Below are 17,793 nucleotides of genomic sequence, written 5' to 3' on the forward strand. Positions count from 1 at the left end.
TGGAATGGGAGCGTAATTATGTATATCAGCCGCAATTTAGAACAATGGAATGCATTTCTTCAAATGCTAAAAATTGCCTTTGAAGAAAATAAAGCACAGGAGTTTCTAACCTTATTATTAACGGCAGACGAACGGGATGCTGTAGGATTACGCTTGCAGATTGTCTCTCAGCTGATTGATAAAAATATGCCTCAGCGGGAAATTCAACAAAATCTGAATACAAGTGCTGCAACAATCACTCGAGGTTCCAATATGATTAAAACGATGGATCCTGATTTTATGCAATGGATGAAACAAAATCTTGATCTCATTGAAAAAAACTAAGCGAATTTTTACCGCGCTTTCTCACTTATTTAGTCTTAAATGGTGGAAAAAAAACTGGCAGCGAGTTGTCTTTCGTTTTTTTTTCGCCGTTTTTGCTTTGTTGCTGATTTTTCGCTTTGTACCTATTCCATTTTCCGCTTATATGGTACAACAAAAAATCGCTAATCTTTTACAAGGCGATTTTCGATATCAAATCCAATATAACTGGGTCAGCCTAGAAAATATCTCCCCAAACATTCAATTAGCTGTGATTTCATCAGAAGATCAGCGTTTTCCTGAACATTTCGGATTTGATTTTGAGGCTATCCAACGAGCAATTCGGTATAACGAAAAATCTAAAAAAGGAATCCGAGGAGCATCAACCATCTCCCAGCAAACCGCTAAAAACTTAATACTTTGGCACGGACAAAATTGGCTACGAAAAGGTTTAGAAGTTCCAGCAACTATGCTACTCGAGCTGACTTGGTCAAAAAAACGTATTTTAGAAGTGTATTTAAATATCGCAGAATTTGGGAACGGCATTTTTGGTGTGGAAGCGGCAAGTCGCTATTACTTTAAAAAATCAGCTAAAAATTTATCTCAAAATGAAGCCTCACTTTTAGCTGCTGTGCTGCCCAATCCAATCATTTATAAAGTAAATAAGCCAAGCTTATTAGTTCGTAAAAAACAAGCTTGGATTTTGAGACAAATGGAAAATTTAGGTACTGAATACTTGAGCCATTTATAAAAAATCCAATCGAATTTCTAAAGTAAAACAAACTAAAAAATATTTACTTGATACACAAAATAAAAAACGAGTCTTAGACTCGTTTTTTTATTTATAGCATTTTTATTACAGGTTTATTACCGCAAATAACACCCAAACAGTATAAATTGTGGCTAAACCATAAAAGATAAATCCACCAGCTGGCACATGCACTTTAAGATCGTGCATACCATGGTGAATACGATGTAAACCACACCACATTGGGAAAATAGTAAGCACTAAAATAACTAATTTACCAATCCAAGAATAAGCAAAAGTAATTAAATTATGCGCATCGACTAAACCAAATGGTAATAACAAACCGATAATTAAAATAACGACAGGGAAGAAAATTGCACTCACTGTGCCGCCTGCACCGAACATTAACCATACTGGCGGTTCGCCGGAGCGTTTTGGATTTTGATCAACCATTTTTTCTCTCCCTTAAATATAAACTAAAACTAAAGCAATCACGCTAACTAATGCGGTTACCGCCCAAAGTGCATTTCTTACAACAGTATGTGGTAAGCGTTCATTTTTCACAATGATATTCATCACTTTTGGTGTCATTAAGAAATATGTCACCGTATGATAAAGCGTTGCAATAAGCGTAATAATATTTAAGAACACCACAATTGGGTTTCTTAAAAACTCAATAAAGCTCAAGATGCCTAAACCTGGCATTGGATTGCTTGCAAGGCAAAGAACACCATAAAGCAATACAATACAAAACCATACAGCAAAGATTGAAGTCGCTTCACGTAGCATATAAGCTTTGTAGAAATCCAATTTTTGCCACCAAGTAGCCATCATTGGGCGAACATATTTTTTGCGTTTACTTACTGTTACTGACATATTCTTCCCCTTAGCCTTTTGGTTTTAGCATTGAGATAACATAATCTTTGGCACTTTCCACTTTGCCTTGGTTGATTGCTGAAGCTGGATCCACGTGTTTTGGACACACTTCAGAACAATAACCCACGAAAGTACAGCTCCAAACACCGTTTTTACCATTTAATAATGGCATACGTTGTGCTTTACCATGGTCACGGTTATCAAGGTTGTAACGGTGCGCCATTGTAATTGCTGCAGGGCCTAAGAATTCAGGGTTTAAACCAAATTGCGGACAAGCGGCATAGCATAAGCCACAGTTGATACACATTGAGAATTGACGATATTTTTCAAGCTGTGCTGGGGTTTGTTTAGTACGGCTTACTTGCAATTCTTTCGATGGATGTGGTTTACCATCTAATGCTGGCGCTTCGTTGCCAATAATGTAAGGTTTAATTGCTTCTAAACTTTCGATGAAGTGGCTTAAATCAACCACTAAGTCGCGTTCAATAGGGAAGTTTGCTAATGGTTCAATACGCATATGGCCGCTGTAATCACGTAAGAACGTTTTACAAGCCAATTTTGGTTTGTTATTGACCATCATCCCACAAGAACCGCAGATTGCCATACGGCAAGACCAACGATAAGAAAGAGACGGTTCAAGTTTATCTTTAATGTAACCTAACGCATCTAAAAGAGAGGTTTGGTTATCATAAGGTACTTGATAAGAGCTTAAATGTGGCTCTTGATCGTTTTCTGGGTTGTAGCGTAATACTTCTACAGTCATTACCGGTGAATTAGCCATTTGCTTGCTCCTTAGCTTTCGCAGCCGCTTCTGCCGCTTCTGCTTCAGCACCATAAACACGTTTTGCTGGTTGAGATTTAGTGATTTTCACCGGACTGTATTCAATACGCGGTGCATCATCGCCATTGTAGTAAGCAAGGGTGTGTTTTAAATAATTCACATCATCACGTTCAGTGTAGTCTAAGCGTTGGTGTGCACCACGAGACTCTTTACGTTCAATTGCAGAGTTGGCAATAGATTGTGCCACATCAAGGATGTAACCTAATTCTACAGTGTAAAGCACATCGGTATTGAATACGCTTGAACGGTCTGCAACACGAATACGTTTATAACGTTCTTTAAGCTCAGCAATTTTATCTACTGCTTTTTGCATGCTTTCTTGGTCACGGTAGATACCACAACCTTCTTCCATCACAGTACCCATTTCGTCACGGATTTCAGACCAAGACTCATTACCTTCTTGGTTATAAAGTGCTTCAAGGCGAGCCACAACATCTTGAGCTTGTGCATCAACTGCTGCACGGTTTGCAGGTTGTGCTTCTGCTGCACGTTGTGCTGCATATTCACCTGCAACACGGCCTAAAACCACTAATTCTGCAAGCGAGTTAGAACCTAAACGGTTTGCGCCATGTAAACCAGAAGACGCACATTCCCCCACAGCAAATAAACCTTTAATGCGAGTTTCGCTGTTGAAATCCACTTCGATACCACCCATGGTGTAGTGAACAACCGGGCGAACTGGAATTGGTTCATTAACTGGGTTTACACCTTCATAAGCACTTGCTAATTCACAAATGAATGGAAGACGTTCATGTAAATATTTTTCACCTAAGTGACGTAAGTCAAGGTGAACCACATCAACACCTTTTGCTGTTTTTAAGGTGTTGCCTTTTTTCCATTCTTGCCAGAAAGCTTGTGAAACTTTATCACGTGGACCAAGTTCCATATATTTGTTTTCAGGTTTACCGATTGGGGTTTCTGGTCCTAGACCGTAATCTTGAAGATAACGGTAGCCATCTTTATTAACCAAGATACCGCCTTCACCACGACAACCTTCAGTCATTAAGATACCGGTGTTTGGTAAGCCGGTTGGGTGATATTGGACGAATTCCATATCACGAAGAGGAACACCGTGACGATATGCCATTGATAAACCATCACCAGTTACGATACCGCCGTTGGTGTTGAATTTAAATGCACGACAACCACCACCAGTTGCAATTACAACCGCATTTGCGTTGATTTGAACAAGTGAGCCTTCCATCATATTCATCGCAACCATACCGCGAGCATGACCATCATCAACTAAGATGTCTAAAACGAAGTGCTCGTCAAAGCGTTGAATTTGTGGATATTGAATGGATGTTTGGAAAAGAGTATGTAATAAGTGGAAACCAGTTTTATCTGCCGCGAACCAAGTACGCTCGATTTTCATCCCACCGAAACGACGCACGTTCACATCGCCATCTGCTTTACGGCTCCAAGGGCAACCCCAACGTTCTAATTGAGTCATTTCCACTGGTGAATGTTGTACGAAATATTCCACAACATCCTGTTCGCAAAGCCAGTCACCACCAGCCACAGTATCTTGGAAGTGTTTATCGTAAGAATCTTCTTCTTTGATAACTGCCGCTGCGCCACCTTCTGCTGCCACAGTATGGCTACGCATTGGGTACACTTTTGAAACTAATGCAATTTTTAAGTTAGGATTTGCTTCTGCTGCTGCAATCGCTGCACGTAAACCGCCACCACCAGCGCCAACAATCGCAATATCGACATTAACTGTTTGCACGATATCCTCCAATAAATGTAGAAAGTAAAAAATAGAAATCACCCTAAAAGGGTAATCTAGTAAGGCCATTCTGCCATTTTTTGTTACAAATTAATAACGTTTTTTATGTAGGAAAAGGGGAAAAAGTATGATTTTGTGATCTACCTCAAAAAAGCTTAGATTGAGTTGAGAAGGGCTCTCGTTTACAATGATGCAAATTTAAAAATGGGAATAAAAATGACCGCACTTACTCATTGGCAACCTTCTGCCGATATAAAAAATCTGCTTAAACGTGCAAAAATTATTGCTGAAATTCGTCAATTTTTTACAGAACGAGGCTTACTTGAAGTTGAGACGCCTGTTCTAAGTGAATTTGGCGTCACTGATTTGCACCTTTCCACATTTAGCACAGAATTTCTCGCGCCTTTTGGTGAACAATCCAAAACACTTTGGCTTTCTACAAGCCCTGAATATCATATGAAACGCTTGCTTGCTGCAGGCAGTGGACCAATATTCCAAATCAGTAAAGTGTTCCGTAATGAAGAAGCGGGTAATCGCCACAATCCAGAATTTACCATGTTGGAATGGTATCGACCGCACTTTAGTATGCATCGTTTAATTAATGAAGTGGATGATTTACTCCAACAAATTTTAGATTGCCCACCTGCAGAAAGTTTAAGCTACCAATTTGTTTTCCAAGAATATGTAGGTTTAGATCCCTTATCTGCAGAACGTTCAGAATTAATCGAAGCGGCGCGTAAACATAACTTTATGGCGGAAGATAATGAAGATCGCGATACTTTATTACAGTTTTTATTTAGTGAAGTCGTTGAACCCCAAATAGGAAAAGATCGACCTGTGGCGGTTTATCATTTCCCTTCAACGCAAGCCGCCCTAGCACAAGTTAGCCCAGAAGATCAGCGGGTTGCAGAACGCTTTGAGTTTTATTACAAAGGGTTAGAACTGGCAAATGGTTTCCATGAATTGACAGATGCACGAGAACAAAGACATCGTTTTGAATTAGATAATCAGCAAAGAAAGAAACATGGATTGCCAGTTCGAGACATTGACGAACGTTTTCTATCTGCATTGGAAGCTGTCTTACCAAATTCTTCTGGCGTTGCGCTAGGAGTCGATCGCCTGATTATGGTTGCGTTAGGTTGTGAAAAAATTAATGAAGTGATTTCTTTTTCCGTGGATAATGCCTAGACGAAAAGTGCGGTAAAGATTTACCGCACTTTTGATTTTTAGTTACTGATCCATAATGGCAATTGTATGGTAACTGCAAGTCCACCCATCGGGCTTTTTTCAGCCCAGACCTTTCCTTGATGCTCCTGAATAACATTAGATACAATCGCTAATCCTAATCCTGTGCCGCCAGTCGTTCTAGTTCGTGTTTCATCCACACGATAAAACGGTTTGAAGATTTTTTCAAATTCATCTGGATGGACTCCAGATCCGTTGTCATCTATACGGATTCTGAGAAATTCTTCTTGTATAAAAATATGAAGTTCGATCTTATCCTTGGTGTATTTGAGTGCATTTGTCACGATATTTTCAACCGCACTTTCCAGCAATCTAAAATTGCCGTTAAGTTGTAATTTATTTTTAGGTAAACGAATATTTGTGAGAAACGTTATACCTCGTTGTTCAGCTTCAAATAATGCATCTTTTATACTCTCCGTCCAAAGTGCTTCAACATGAAAGATCTCTCGTTCAACTTGGCTGTTCATCTTTTGACGAGAGAGCAAGAGTAATTCGCTAATCATTTTGTCCATTCGCCCTATTTCTTTCTCAATACGTTTTATACTATCTGTTTCACCATATTGGTGGCGAATAAGCGCTGTAGCTAATTGTAAACGTGTAAGTGGTGTTTTAAGCTCATGTGAAATAGATGAAAGTAAAGATTGTTGATTGGAGATAAGATTATCAATCGCTATTGACATTCTATTAAAACTTCTCCCGACTTGTCGGAGTTCAAGAGGGCCCGATAAAGATAGGTTATTGTCAATTTTAAAGTTCCCCAGGGCAACGGAATTTGCAGCTTCTTGTAAACGAGATATTGGGTTGACAATAGTTTTTGTGAACCACCAGAGTAATGGTGTAGTAATTAGTAAAATTAAGAAAGCAGTCACTGCTGGGTTATCAAATAAATAATTTAAAATTTCTTGTTGTGGATTTATATGGTTGATGAAAAATAAAGCATATTCATCAGATTTATCACTAAGATAAATTTGGAAGGGGCCTATAATTTCCAAGTCACCGAATATTTTACGCTTAGGATGAGAAAAATCATCAGATACAATGGTAAAGGATAAAATCGCATTATGTTCTTCTGGTAATTCACCTAATATATTTTTAGTCTGTAAATTGACTAAAACAGGGCGAGATGGATTATATTTATCTGTTGGCAAGACTGGCGCTTTGGCAAGTAGATCGCTAAGTTGTTTATTTCGTATTGTATCCATAATCTTTTTTTGATAGCTGATCACTTCCGATTCTTTTAAAGGGGTATAAATACGAAGATCGAAGTAAGGTATTATAACAACAAGTGTCATCATGAAAAAAAACGCTATCCAAAAAATTGAAAATGTACGTATAGCTAATTGATTGATATTAAAGATTCTAGAGAGTCTCATTATTCTAGGGAACTAAAAGATATCCTCGTCCACGTAATGTTCTAAACCAAGGTAGATCATTTTCTCGGAGAGGAAGTTTTTTACGAATATTTGACATATGCATGTCAACAGAACGATCAAAAGGAGCAAGTGGTTTCCCTAATGCTTTTTCACTGAGTTCTTCTTTAGTAGCAATACCATTTGGAGATTGAGTTAGTTGATAAAATAGTAAAAATTCAGAGCTAGTTAAATTTAAATCTTGTCCTTGGTAAATAGCTCGTTGAGCAATAGGGTGTAATTCAATACCACGAAAATGTGTTACCAGCTCTTCATTTTCATCTGATTCTATGCTTTCTGTTTTAACAAGTATGCTACGACGTAAAATAGCTTTTATTCTAGCAATAAGTTCACGGTCATTAAATGGCTTGGGTAAATAATCATCAGCGCCTAATTCTAAACCGAGTATACGATCAAGGTCATCTCCTCTTGCAGTAAGCATCATCACTGGTACATTAGAGACTTTACGAATTTCTTTTAATGTCTCAAAACCACTTAGCTTAGGCATCATGACATCAAGCAAAACCAACTCGTGGCTTTCATTCAGTTTTTGTAATGCCTCTAATCCATTATTTGCTGTTTGAACATCAAACCCTTCTAACGCTAAAAGGGACGAAAGTAATTCCGTCAATTCAACATCGTCATCAACGAGCAAGAGCTTCGACATGGGCACAGTCCTTTTTATCAAACTTCTGTGTTTATACTGTCACTATATATGTACAGCTTATTTCCAGAATTTCCACCAGCTTGATTTTTGTTTCTCACCAGTTTGAATAATGGTGTTGTTCTCGCCTTGTTGCGAAACTTCTGGCAAAGGTTTATCAAGATTGGTTTCAGTCACAATACCACGTTGATCAAATTTTACAGTGAAAGTGTGTTGAACAGGTGTTTCATAAGCACGTTGTTGTAAGAACACATAGTACCAAGTCTGACTATTATAAGGATCAATTAATACAGGCGTACCCAACAAATATTGTACTTGTTGAGCTGTCATGCCTTCTTTAACTTGAGCAACGGTAGTCGCTTCTAAATAGTTGCCTTGTGGCACATCAATTCGATATACAACTTTTTCAACGGTCGAACAAGAAACGACGCTTAATGCTAAGAAGGTTGCGCCTAAAAGTGTTTTAACTTGCATTTTCTTTACCTTATTTGTGCAAAAGTACTGTTAAATAATACCCAAGTTTGAGCATATTTCCAAATTAATTCTCTGATTTTAAAGCCTTTTGTAATTGATCTTTTAAATTTGGTGGCAAACCTTTGATTGTAAGCGTATCCGTCATCGGTTCCCATTGAATTCGAGTATTTAATAAATCAGCATCGAAACTAATACTCACCCCCTTTCCTGAACCAGTGAATTTCGTTAGGGATTTTAAAGTTGAACGTACTGGCGGAATGCTATCTTCCAAGCCATAGTTTTGTTCTTCCGCAAAAGTAACAAAAGGCTGTTCATTTAGAGTGGGTAAGGAATCAGAAAGTTCCTGCAATTCAATTTCATCACCGCCAGCAAGTTGAGCTTTGCAATATTCAAACACTTGTTTTTTCACCGCTTGAGTTTGCTCTTTGTTGAGTTCACCTTGATCACAATAATCACTCACAGCTTGCAATAAACATTGATTTTGAACTTGTGGATTTAATCCTTCTTCGGCACCTAAAAAATCCATGAAAAAATCACTAATTTTTCGACCAACTCGGCCTCTTATGAAAGTTAAATAACGATTAGAGTTTGCATTCACCTGCAAATCCGTCAAATTCACTCTTGCCGCAATATCAAACTGAGTTATATCAAGATATTCTGTACGACGAATCTCTAAATGCTCATCAACTAACATGCTATAACGACTATCAAGCAATGCAATAAACAAATAATCTGTCGCTAAGAAATTATATTGACATAAAATCAAAGTACCACTTTCTGCAAAGTTATATTTACCTAACTCATCTGCAAGCAATTTTGTTGAATATTGACTAAAACCTAAAAACTCAATTTCTTGTTCTAATAAACGATTTAAATGTTGTGCAAAGATAGACTTTTCCTGAAATACGCCAAAAGCCTTCGATTTATTTTGATAGCCTTGATGAAGTTGCAACATCATTTGTTCTACTTCTGGCGTAATGGACAGCAACTCATCGCGTAATACACTTTCCATTTTTATGATGTCGCCATCCACATTTTTGACTAACTGATGCAAAACAATTTGATTAACGGTAATACTCATTTTTGTCACCTTTGAAAAATTTGTCGCAAATTATAACCGCACTTTTTAAGCAAGAAAAAAGAAATTATTTAGGTTCTACCAAATAATCGGGTATCATAAGCTAAATTTTTTGTTTTATTTTTGACATTATGGCTCAACATTCTAAATATTCTGATGCACAGCTAAGTGCAATTGTGAACGATATGATCGCGGTATTAGAAAAGCATAAAGCCCCTGTAGATCTATCCTTAATCGCACTGGGTAACATGGCAAGCAATTTATTAACCACCAGTGTGCCACAAACTCAACGTGAGGCATTAGCTCAAGCATTTTCGAATTCCTTAATTAATGCGGTAAAAACACGTTAATATGAAATGGATTAAAAAAGGCACCTTCAGCGGCAAACAATACCGCGATGACGTTTCACGAAAAATTTCGTGGGGTCATTGGTTTGCTTTTTTTAATATTATTGTTGCTATTCTTATTGGCACTCGTTATGCCTTTATCATTGACTGGCCAGATACTCTCGCAGGAAAACTTTATTTCTTTGTGAGTTTGCTCGGGCATTTCAGTTTCAACGTTTTTGCGTTGTACTTACTCGTTGTCTTTCCACTGAGTTTCATTGTTAAAAATCACCGCACTTTTCGCGGATTAACCGTGATTTTTTCCACCATTTGTACAACCTTATTATTATTTGACACCGCCGTTTTCAATCGTTTCAATCTACATTTATCCTCTATTGTATGGAATTTGCTGGTCAATCCAGAAAATGGTGAAATGTCGCGCGATTGGCAAATTTTCTTTGCACCAATGCCAATAATTTTACTGGCACAAATGTTATTTTCTCGCTGGAGTTGGGAAAAATTACGTAGTCTTGAACGCCAAAAATGGCTAAAAGGCACTGGCATATTCTTAACCACAACGTTCATTGCGACGCATTTAATTTATGCTTGGGCAGATGCTTATTTATATCGTCCTATCACCATGCAACGATCTAATTTCCCTTTATCTTATCCAATGACAGCTCGTTCTTTTTTAGAAAAACACGGTTTCTTGGATGGAGAAGAATATACGCAAAAATTGGCGCAAGAAGGTCGTTTAGATGCCTTAAAAATTGATTATCCGAAAAAAGAACTCACTTACGCACCAATTACGCACAAACCTAATATTCTGATCGTAACGGTTTCGGGTTTACGCCATGATGCGATTTCTAATGAAAAGATGCCAAAACTTGCTGAATTTGCAACAAGTTCAACGGAATTCACTAATCATTACAGCACAGGCAATAGTAATAACGCAGGCTTAATTGGGTTATTTTACGGGCTAAATGCAAATTACACCGATAGCGTTTTAAGCAATCATACCCAATCTGTTTTAATCGAAAAATTACGTGCTGAAAATTATCAATTGGGTTTATTTTCTGCTACGAATTTCAAAGATAGCGTCTTCCGCCAAGCATTATTTCGTGAAATAAAACTTTCATCGAATAAAACCAACAAACTAAATAATGAAAGTGCGGTAAAAAATCTCAATGCTTTTATTAAAGCACAAAAAACTGACTCACCTTGGTTTGCTTATTTGGATGTAGCCTTGGAGGCTAAAAAACCATCAGATTATGACCGCACTTTGCAGGACATTGATTCTCTTTTAGCAAAAGCGTTAGAAAGTACACCGCTTGAAAATACATTAGTCATCATCACGTCAGAGCATGGTTTAACCTTTAATGAAATGAATGAAAAAGAGCGAGAAAACTACTTTGGGCGCGATGAAGTTCAAGTGCCATTGCTTGTATATTGGAAAGATTTACCTGTAGGCAAACAAAATGGATTAAGTAATCATGCTGATATTTTCTCTGCATTAATGCAAACAGTGTTCAGAGTAGAAAACCCGTTGATGGATTATAGTCAAGGACGTAATCTCTTTGATCTTAAGGGTGATGACTGGGTACTTGCCTCTAATTTCCATTGGAATGTAGTGATTCAACCTGATGGAACACAATATCACATTGATCGCAAAGGGAATTACAAAAAATTTGATAAAGATTATATCGAGCAATCGTCAGACAGACCGCCACTTGGGATCTTCTTAGAAGCCTTCCAATTACAAAATTTCTTCTTTGAAAAATAATCTATAAGGGCATAAAAGAATAGATTTTTTGCCCTTAAGCCTTTATACTCACGACTCAGTTTAAGACTGAAAAATGTTATTAATGAAAATCCGTGAGTTTTTCATAACATTATCATAATGCTTCTCGCCGTACTTACAGCACCTTTCAATTAATATACATTCTCGTCTTTTTATCCTTTCTTTTTTACGGAGTTTGTATGAAAAGCCACGTTCGTAGTTTTAAAACCTATATTCGCGATGAAATTATCAAAAAAGGCGGGTGGGTAAATGCCCATGCTCATGCTGACCGCGCTTTTACGATGACGCCAGAAAAAATTGGGATTTATCATAGTAGTAATTTGCAACAAAAATGGGATTTAGTGGATGAAGTAAAACGCACTTCCAGTGTTGATGATTATTACGCACGTTTTTGCCAATCTATTGAATTAATGATATCCCAAGGTGTAACCGCATTTGGTACTTTTGTCGATATAGACCCAATTTGTGAAGATCGTGCAATTATTGCCGCACACAAAGCCCGCGAAGTGTATAAACATGACATAATTTTAAAATTTGCCAATCAAACTTTAAAAGGGGTTATCGAACCCACTGCGCGTAAATGGTTTGATATTGGTGCGGAAATGGTAGATATGATTGGCGGCTTACCATATCGTGATGAATTGGATTATGGACGCGGCCTAGAGGCGATGGATATTTTATTAGATAAGGCCAAATCTCTTGGAATTATGTGTCATGTACATGTCGACCAATTCAATAATCCAAGTGAAAAAGAAACTGAGCAACTTTGCGACAAAACCATTGAACACAGAATGGAGGGGCGAGTTGTGGGTATCCACGGAATTTCCATTGGCTCACATTCAAAAGAATATCGCTACAAACTTTACGAAAAAATGCGTAAAGCCAAAATGATGATGATAGCCTGTCCGATGGCATGGATTGACAGTAATCGCAAAGAAGATCTTATGCCATTCCATAATGCACTCACGCCAGCAGATGAAATGATCCCCGAAGGTATTACTGTTGCCCTAGGCACTGATAATATTTGTGATTACATGGTTCCTTTATGTGAAGGCGATTTATGGCAAGAATTAAGCCTATTGGCTGCAGGTTGCCGTTTCCCTCACTTAGATGAAATGGTCAACATCGCAAGTATTAATGGTCGTAAAGTGTTAGGACTAGATCCAATTTAGCTTTTTATTCTCCCAATCAAAAGTGCGGTCAAAATGGGCAACATTTAAAAGTTGATTAAAAAATCTAGCTTTTAAATGTTGCCCATTTTCGTTGTGCTTTTGTGTTTTTTAACTTGCCAAAAAATAAAAAATAAATAAAATGAACGCTGATTCATTTTTGAGCAATTATTGCTCCTTATTTTACTCAAGGATCTTATGCGACAAGCTAAAACTGACTTAGCTGAACAGATTTTTTCAGCGACAGATCGTTTAATGGCAAAAGAAGGGTTGAATCAACTTTCTATGCACAAACTTGCGAAAGAAGCGAATGTAGCCGCAGGAACGATTTACCTTTATTTCAAAAACAAAGATGAGTTGCTTGAACAATTTGCACACAGAGTGTTTTCAATGTTTATGGCAACGCTTGAAAAAGATTTTGATGAATCTAAGCCTTTTTTCGAACAGTATCGACAAATGTGGAAAAACATTTGGTATTTCTTACAAAAAAATCCCACTATCTTATCCAATTTAAAGCAATATGAATCTTTGCCTAATTTCAAGGATATTTGTAAAAACGTTAAAAATTGCCGTTGGGATTTATTTTGTCATCAAGCACAAAAAGCTGGCTTATTAGCGGAATTATCTGAAGATATTCTCTTTTTATTAAGTTTGAAAACGGCGATAAATTTAGCCTCTGATGCAAAATTTATCGATTTCGATCTTAAGCCTGAAATTTTAGAATCTGTGATTGAACGCTCTTGACGTGCAATTCAGAAATAATAGTTGTTATTTTATAACGGAGCTTTAAACATGAGTCAAACTCAACATCAAAGACCAAAACGCTCACATATTTTCTTTATGAAAATAATTTTAGTGGTATTTGTCTTAATTTTTGCCGGTGTCATCGGTTTTAATATGATAAAAGGTGTAATGATAAGCCGAGCCATTGCAGGAATGCCAGAACCTTCAAGCCCAGTGACCGCACTTGAAGTTCAACCTCGAGAATGGACGCCAGTTATCAACACAACAGGTCTTGTGCGTCCAAATCAAGGCGCGATGCTCAGTACACAAAATGCAGGTACGATTTCTCAAGTACTTGTGCAAAATGGCCAACAAGTTAAAAAAGGCGATTTACTCATTGAACTCGACAGTTCAGTAGAACATGCAAGCCTTCAAGCTGCACAAGCACAGCTCCCCGCTCTTCGTCAAACTTATCAACGTTATGCGAATTTATTGAAAAGCAATGCTGTTTCACGACAAGAAATGGATAACGCAAAAGCGGCTTATGATGCTCAACTAGCCAATATCGAATCTCTAAAAGCAGCAATTGAACGCCGTAAAATCGTTGCGCCATTTGATGGCAAAGCAGGTATTGTGAAAGTAAATGTTGGTCAATATGTGAATGTTGGAACAGAAATTGTGCGTGTAGAAGATACGAGCTCAATGAAAGTGGATTTTGCTCTTTCACAAAATGATTTAGATAAATTGCATATCGGTCAACGCGTCACGGCGACAACGGATGCTCGCTTGGGCGAAACATTTTCAGCTCGAATCACGGCTATTGAACCCGCTATTAATTCATCAACAGGTTTGGTTGATGTTCAGGCTACATTTGATCCTGAAGATGGACGTAAATTGCTTTCAGGCATGTTCTCTCGTTTACGCATTGCGCTTCCAACTGAAACAAATCAAGTTGTCGTTCCACAAGTAGCCATTAGCTACAATATGTATGGTGAAATTGCTTATTTACTCACACCATTATCTGATGAAGATAAAGAGAAAATGGCTGAGAATAAAAAATTAGATCGTTTATATCGAGCAAAACAAATCACTGTATTTACTAAAGATCGCCAAGGCATTTATTCTCAATTACAGGGTAATGAAGTAAAACCTGGTGATAAGATTATCACTGGTGGTCAACAAGGTATCGGCAATGGCAGTCTTGTAGAATGGATTGAAAAAGACATTGTAGGTGCAACAGAGCCAGTAAATAAAACTAACCTTTAATTAACTAGGAAATACGAATGAAATTTACCGATATATTTATTCGTCGTCCTGTTTTAGCGATTTCAATTAGCTTGCTTATTATTATTTTAGGTTTGCAAGCTATTTCGAAATTGGCAGTGCGTGAATACCCTAAAATGACCACCACAGTAATTACGGTAACAACCGCCTACCCTGGTGCTGATGCAAATCTAATTCAAGCATTTGTTACTTCTACATTAGAAGAATCTATCGCCCAAGCGGATAACATTGACTATATGTCATCCAGTAGTGCACCAAATGCATCGACTATTACAGTCAAAATGAAACTAAATACCGATCCTGCTGGGGCGCTTGCCGATGTATTAGCCAAAGTAAATGCTGTACGTTCTAAATTACCAAGTGGAATTGAAGCACCAACCGTGGCCTCTTCATCTGGTGGCACGGGAATTATGTATATAAGTTTCCGTTCCAACAAACTCGACTCAAGTCAAGTTACGGACTACATTAATCGCGTAGTAAAACCTCAATTCTTTACGATTGAAGGTGTGGCCGAAGTACAAGTATTTGGCGCAGCTGAATATGCATTACGTATTTGGTTAGATCCACAAAAAATGGCGTCACAAAATCTTTCTGCGCCAACAGTGATGTCTGCCCTTTCTGCAAATAATGTACAAACTGCGGCTGGTAATGATAACGGCTACTATGTCACTTACCGTAACAAAGTTGAAACAACGACCAAATCGGTTGAGCAATTAGGTAATTTAATTGTTTCCTCTCGTGGCGATGATTTAGTCCGCTTACGCGATATTGCAACCATTGAATTAAACAAAGAAAGCGATAATTCTCGTGCAACTGCAAACGGTGCAGATTCTGTCGTATTAGGCATCAATCCAACTTCATCAGCTAACCCATTAACCGTTGCAGAAAAAATCCGACCGCTCTTTGAAAGTATTAAAAAGCAACTACCGGATAGTATGGAAACTGACATTCTTTATGACCGCACTATTGCGATTAATAGTTCAATCCATGAAGTAATTAAAACTATTGTGGAAGCGACTGTTATTGTATTAGTGGTTATTTTGATGTTTATTGGATCGCTTCGCGCAATTTTAATTCCAGTTCTCACCATTCCGATTTCTTTGATCGGTGTTTTAATGATGCTACAAAGTTTAGATTTTTCTATTAACTTAATGACATTATTAGCACTTATTCTTGCTATCGGTTTAGTCGTAGATGATGCGATTGTGGTCTTAGAAAACGTAGATCGCCATATTAAAGAAGGGGAAACGCCATTCCGCGCAGCAATTATTGGTACTCGTGAAATTGCTGTGCCTGTAATTTCTATGACTATCGCATTGATCGCGGTTTACTCACCAATGGCTTTAATGGGGGGCATTACTGGCACATTGTTTAAAGAGTTCGCTTTAACTCTAGCTGGCTCGGTATTTATTTCTGGTATCGTGGCATTAACGTTATCGCCAATGATGAGTAGTAAATTACTTAAATCCAATGCTAAACCAACATGGATGGAAGAACGCGTAGAACATACCTTAGGTAAAGTAAATCGTATTTACGAATACATGCTTGATCTCGTTATGCTCAATCGTAAATCAATGCTGGCTTTTGCTGTGGTGATTTTCTCAACGCTCCCATTTTTATTTAATTCACTTTCTAATGAATTAACACCAAATGAAGATAAAGGTGCATTTATTGCGATTGGTAATGCGCCATCTAGCGTAAATGTGGATTACATTCAAAATGCAATGCAGCCATACATGAAAAATGTAATGGAAACACCTGAAGTCTCTTTTGGGATGAGTATTGCTGGCGCGCCAAATTCTAATGGTTCGTTAAACATCATCACATTGAAAGACTGGAAAGAACGCTCACGCAAGCAATCTGCCGTAATGAATGAAATCAATGCAAAAGCGAAATCAATTCCAGAAGTCTCCGTATCTGCATTTAACTTTCCTGAAATTGATACAGGGGAACAAGGCCCTCCAGTCTCTATCGTGTTGAAAACTGCTCAAGATTATAAATCTTTGGCAAATACCGCAGAGAAATTCCTAAGTGCGATGAAAGCCTCTGGCAAATTTATTTATACAAATTTAGATTTGACCTATGACACGGCACAAATGACAATTTCAGTCGATAAAGAGAAAGCTGGGACTTACGGTATTACGATGCAACAAATTAGTAATACTCTAGGGAGCTTCTTATCTGGTGCGACGATTACGCGAGTCGATGTAGATGGACGAGCTTATAAAGTCATTTCGCAAGTCAAACGTGATGATCGTTTATCGCCCGAAGCATTCAAAAACTATTACTTAACGGCAAGTAATGGGCAATCTGTGCCATTAAGCAGTTTAATCACGATGAAGCTAGAAACACAACCAACTTCATTATCACGCTTTAGCCAATTAAACTCAGCACAGATTAGCGCCGTTCCAATGCCTGGTTCATCAACGGGTGATGCAGTTTCATGGCTACAACAACATGCGACTGATAACTTACCGCAAGGCTATACGTTTGATTTTAAATCCGAAGCACGTCAATTAGTCCAAGAAGGTAACGCATTAGCCGTCACTTTTGCATTGGCTGTTATCATCATATTCTTGGTACTTGCCATTCAGTTTGAATCTATACGTGACCCAATGGTAATTATGATCTCCGTACCATTAGCGGTGAGTGGTGCATTAGTGAGCTTAAATATTTTATCCTTCTTTGGCATCTCGGGAACAACATTAAATATCTATTCTCAAGTTGGGTTAATTACTCTCGTAGGATTAATCACCAAGCACGGTATCTTAATGTGTGAAGTGGCAAAAGAAGAGCAGCTAAACCATGGTAAAACTCGAATTGAGGCAATCACTCATGCAGCCAAAGTACGTTTACGCCCAATTCTAATGACAACTGCGGCAATGGTCGCTGGCTTAATTCCATTACTCTATGCAACAGGTGCGGGAGCAGTATCTCGCTTTAGTATGGGGATAGTGATTGTAGCGGGATTATCCATTGGTACTATTTTCACCTTGTTCGTATTGCCTGTGGTATATAGCTATGTCGCAACCGAACACAAACCATTACCGGTTTTTGATGAAAATAAAACAACCCACTAATTAAAACATAGAAAAAACAAACCGCACTTAGGTCACCCAAAGT

Annotated in this window: 17 protein-coding genes; 9 read left to right on the forward strand and 8 right to left on the reverse strand. The window is 37.9% G+C overall.

Annotation, left to right across the window (positions count from 1 at the left end):
* The first annotated feature begins 18 nt into the window (after window positions 1-18).
* Together trpR and mtgA are read left to right on the forward strand one after the other, a co-directional pair.
* Complete coding sequence (trpR, locus tag AC6H22_RS05590; protein WP_005633437.1) at window positions 19-324, forward strand: trp operon repressor; 306 nt, start codon at window positions 19-21, stop codon at window positions 322-324.
* Complete coding sequence (gene mtgA, locus AC6H22_RS05595) at window positions 311-1,051, forward strand: monofunctional biosynthetic peptidoglycan transglycosylase (RefSeq protein ID WP_497515536.1); 741 nt, start codon at window positions 311-313, stop codon at window positions 1,049-1,051. Before trpR ends, mtgA begins: the two co-directional genes overlap by 14 nt.
* A gap of 105 nt (window positions 1,052-1,156) precedes the next feature.
* On the opposite strand, the gene frdD is transcribed toward mtgA, so the two are convergent.
* Genes frdD through frdA form a run of 4 tightly spaced genes read right to left on the reverse strand, consistent with a single transcriptional unit; the run spans window position 1,157 to window position 4,497 of the window.
* On the reverse strand, window positions 1,157-1,501 hold the full coding sequence (gene frdD, locus AC6H22_RS05600) for a fumarate reductase subunit FrdD (protein WP_005631316.1): 345 nt from the start codon (window positions 1,499-1,501) through the stop codon (window positions 1,157-1,159).
* A gap of 12 nt (window positions 1,502-1,513) precedes the next feature.
* Complete coding sequence (frdC, locus tag AC6H22_RS05605; RefSeq protein ID WP_497515481.1) at window positions 1,514-1,924, reverse strand: fumarate reductase subunit FrdC; 411 nt, start codon at window positions 1,922-1,924, stop codon at window positions 1,514-1,516.
* Window positions 1,925-1,934: 10 nt separating this feature from the next.
* Window positions 1,935-2,705: a succinate dehydrogenase/fumarate reductase iron-sulfur subunit gene (locus tag AC6H22_RS05610; RefSeq protein ID WP_005696861.1), complete on the reverse strand. Its 771-nt coding sequence runs from the start codon at window positions 2,703-2,705 to the stop codon at window positions 1,935-1,937.
* Window positions 2,698-4,497, reverse strand: coding sequence for a fumarate reductase (quinol) flavoprotein subunit (frdA, locus tag AC6H22_RS05615; RefSeq protein ID WP_497515482.1), 1,800 nt, complete (start codon window positions 4,495-4,497; stop codon window positions 2,698-2,700). The genes AC6H22_RS05610 and frdA overlap by 8 nt, the downstream gene beginning before the upstream one ends.
* Before the next feature lie 216 nt (window positions 4,498-4,713).
* Between frdA and epmA the strand changes: the two genes are divergently transcribed.
* A complete protein-coding gene (gene epmA, locus AC6H22_RS05620) occupies window positions 4,714-5,685 on the forward strand; it encodes an elongation factor P--(R)-beta-lysine ligase (protein WP_118817124.1) in 972 nt (323 codons plus the stop codon).
* 38 nt (window positions 5,686-5,723) lie between these two features.
* Here epmA and cpxA read toward each other — a convergent pair whose 3' ends face one another.
* The 4 genes from cpxA to yejK form a co-directional block, all read right to left on the reverse strand.
* Window positions 5,724-7,115 carry an envelope stress sensor histidine kinase CpxA gene (gene cpxA, locus AC6H22_RS05625; protein WP_118817125.1) on the reverse strand — a complete coding sequence of 464 codons (1,392 nt, stop codon included), beginning with the start codon at window positions 7,113-7,115 and terminating at the stop codon, window positions 5,724-5,726.
* Between the two features lie 4 nt (window positions 7,116-7,119).
* Window positions 7,120-7,818 (reverse strand): response regulator, encoded by a 699-nt coding sequence (locus AC6H22_RS05630; RefSeq protein WP_046952703.1) that lies wholly within the window; start codon window positions 7,816-7,818, stop codon window positions 7,120-7,122.
* A gap of 57 nt (window positions 7,819-7,875) precedes the next feature.
* Complete coding sequence (gene bamE, locus AC6H22_RS05635) at window positions 7,876-8,289, reverse strand: outer membrane protein assembly factor BamE (protein WP_005625994.1); 414 nt, start codon at window positions 8,287-8,289, stop codon at window positions 7,876-7,878.
* Window positions 8,290-8,353: 64 nt separating this feature from the next.
* The gene (yejK, locus tag AC6H22_RS05640; protein ID WP_118817126.1) at window positions 8,354-9,370 is read right to left on the reverse strand and encodes a nucleoid-associated protein YejK; all 1,017 of its coding nucleotides are present in this window, start codon (window positions 9,368-9,370) and stop codon (window positions 8,354-8,356) included.
* A gap of 128 nt (window positions 9,371-9,498) precedes the next feature.
* On the opposite strand from yejK, the gene AC6H22_RS05645 reads away from it, so the two are divergent.
* From AC6H22_RS05645 to acrB, 6 genes are all read left to right on the forward strand, one after another.
* Window positions 9,499-9,717, forward strand: a complete 219-nt coding sequence (locus AC6H22_RS05645) for a YejL family protein (protein ID WP_005625990.1) — start codon at window positions 9,499-9,501, stop codon at window positions 9,715-9,717.
* Between the two features lies 1 nt (window position 9,718).
* Window positions 9,719-11,476: a DUF3413 domain-containing protein gene (locus AC6H22_RS05650; RefSeq protein ID WP_497515484.1), complete on the forward strand. Its 1,758-nt coding sequence runs from the start codon at window positions 9,719-9,721 to the stop codon at window positions 11,474-11,476.
* A gap of 197 nt (window positions 11,477-11,673) precedes the next feature.
* The gene (locus AC6H22_RS05655) at window positions 11,674-12,666 is read left to right on the forward strand and encodes an amidohydrolase family protein (protein ID WP_497515485.1); all 993 of its coding nucleotides are present in this window, start codon (window positions 11,674-11,676) and stop codon (window positions 12,664-12,666) included.
* Between the two features lie 195 nt (window positions 12,667-12,861).
* On the forward strand, window positions 12,862-13,407 hold the full coding sequence (acrR, locus tag AC6H22_RS05660) for an efflux transporter AcrAB transcriptional repressor AcrR (protein ID WP_497515487.1): 546 nt from the start codon (window positions 12,862-12,864) through the stop codon (window positions 13,405-13,407).
* Window positions 13,408-13,455: 48 nt separating this feature from the next.
* Window positions 13,456-14,652: a multidrug efflux RND transporter periplasmic adaptor subunit AcrA gene (gene acrA, locus AC6H22_RS05665; protein ID WP_192879470.1), complete on the forward strand. Its 1,197-nt coding sequence runs from the start codon at window positions 13,456-13,458 to the stop codon at window positions 14,650-14,652.
* A 17-nt stretch (window positions 14,653-14,669) separates the two neighbouring features.
* A complete protein-coding gene (gene acrB, locus AC6H22_RS05670; protein ID WP_497515488.1) occupies window positions 14,670-17,750 on the forward strand; it encodes a multidrug efflux RND transporter permease subunit AcrB in 3,081 nt (1,026 codons plus the stop codon).
* The last annotated feature ends 43 nt before the right edge of the window (window positions 17,751-17,793 follow it).

This window comes from Haemophilus sp. THUN1690, assembly GCF_059704375.1.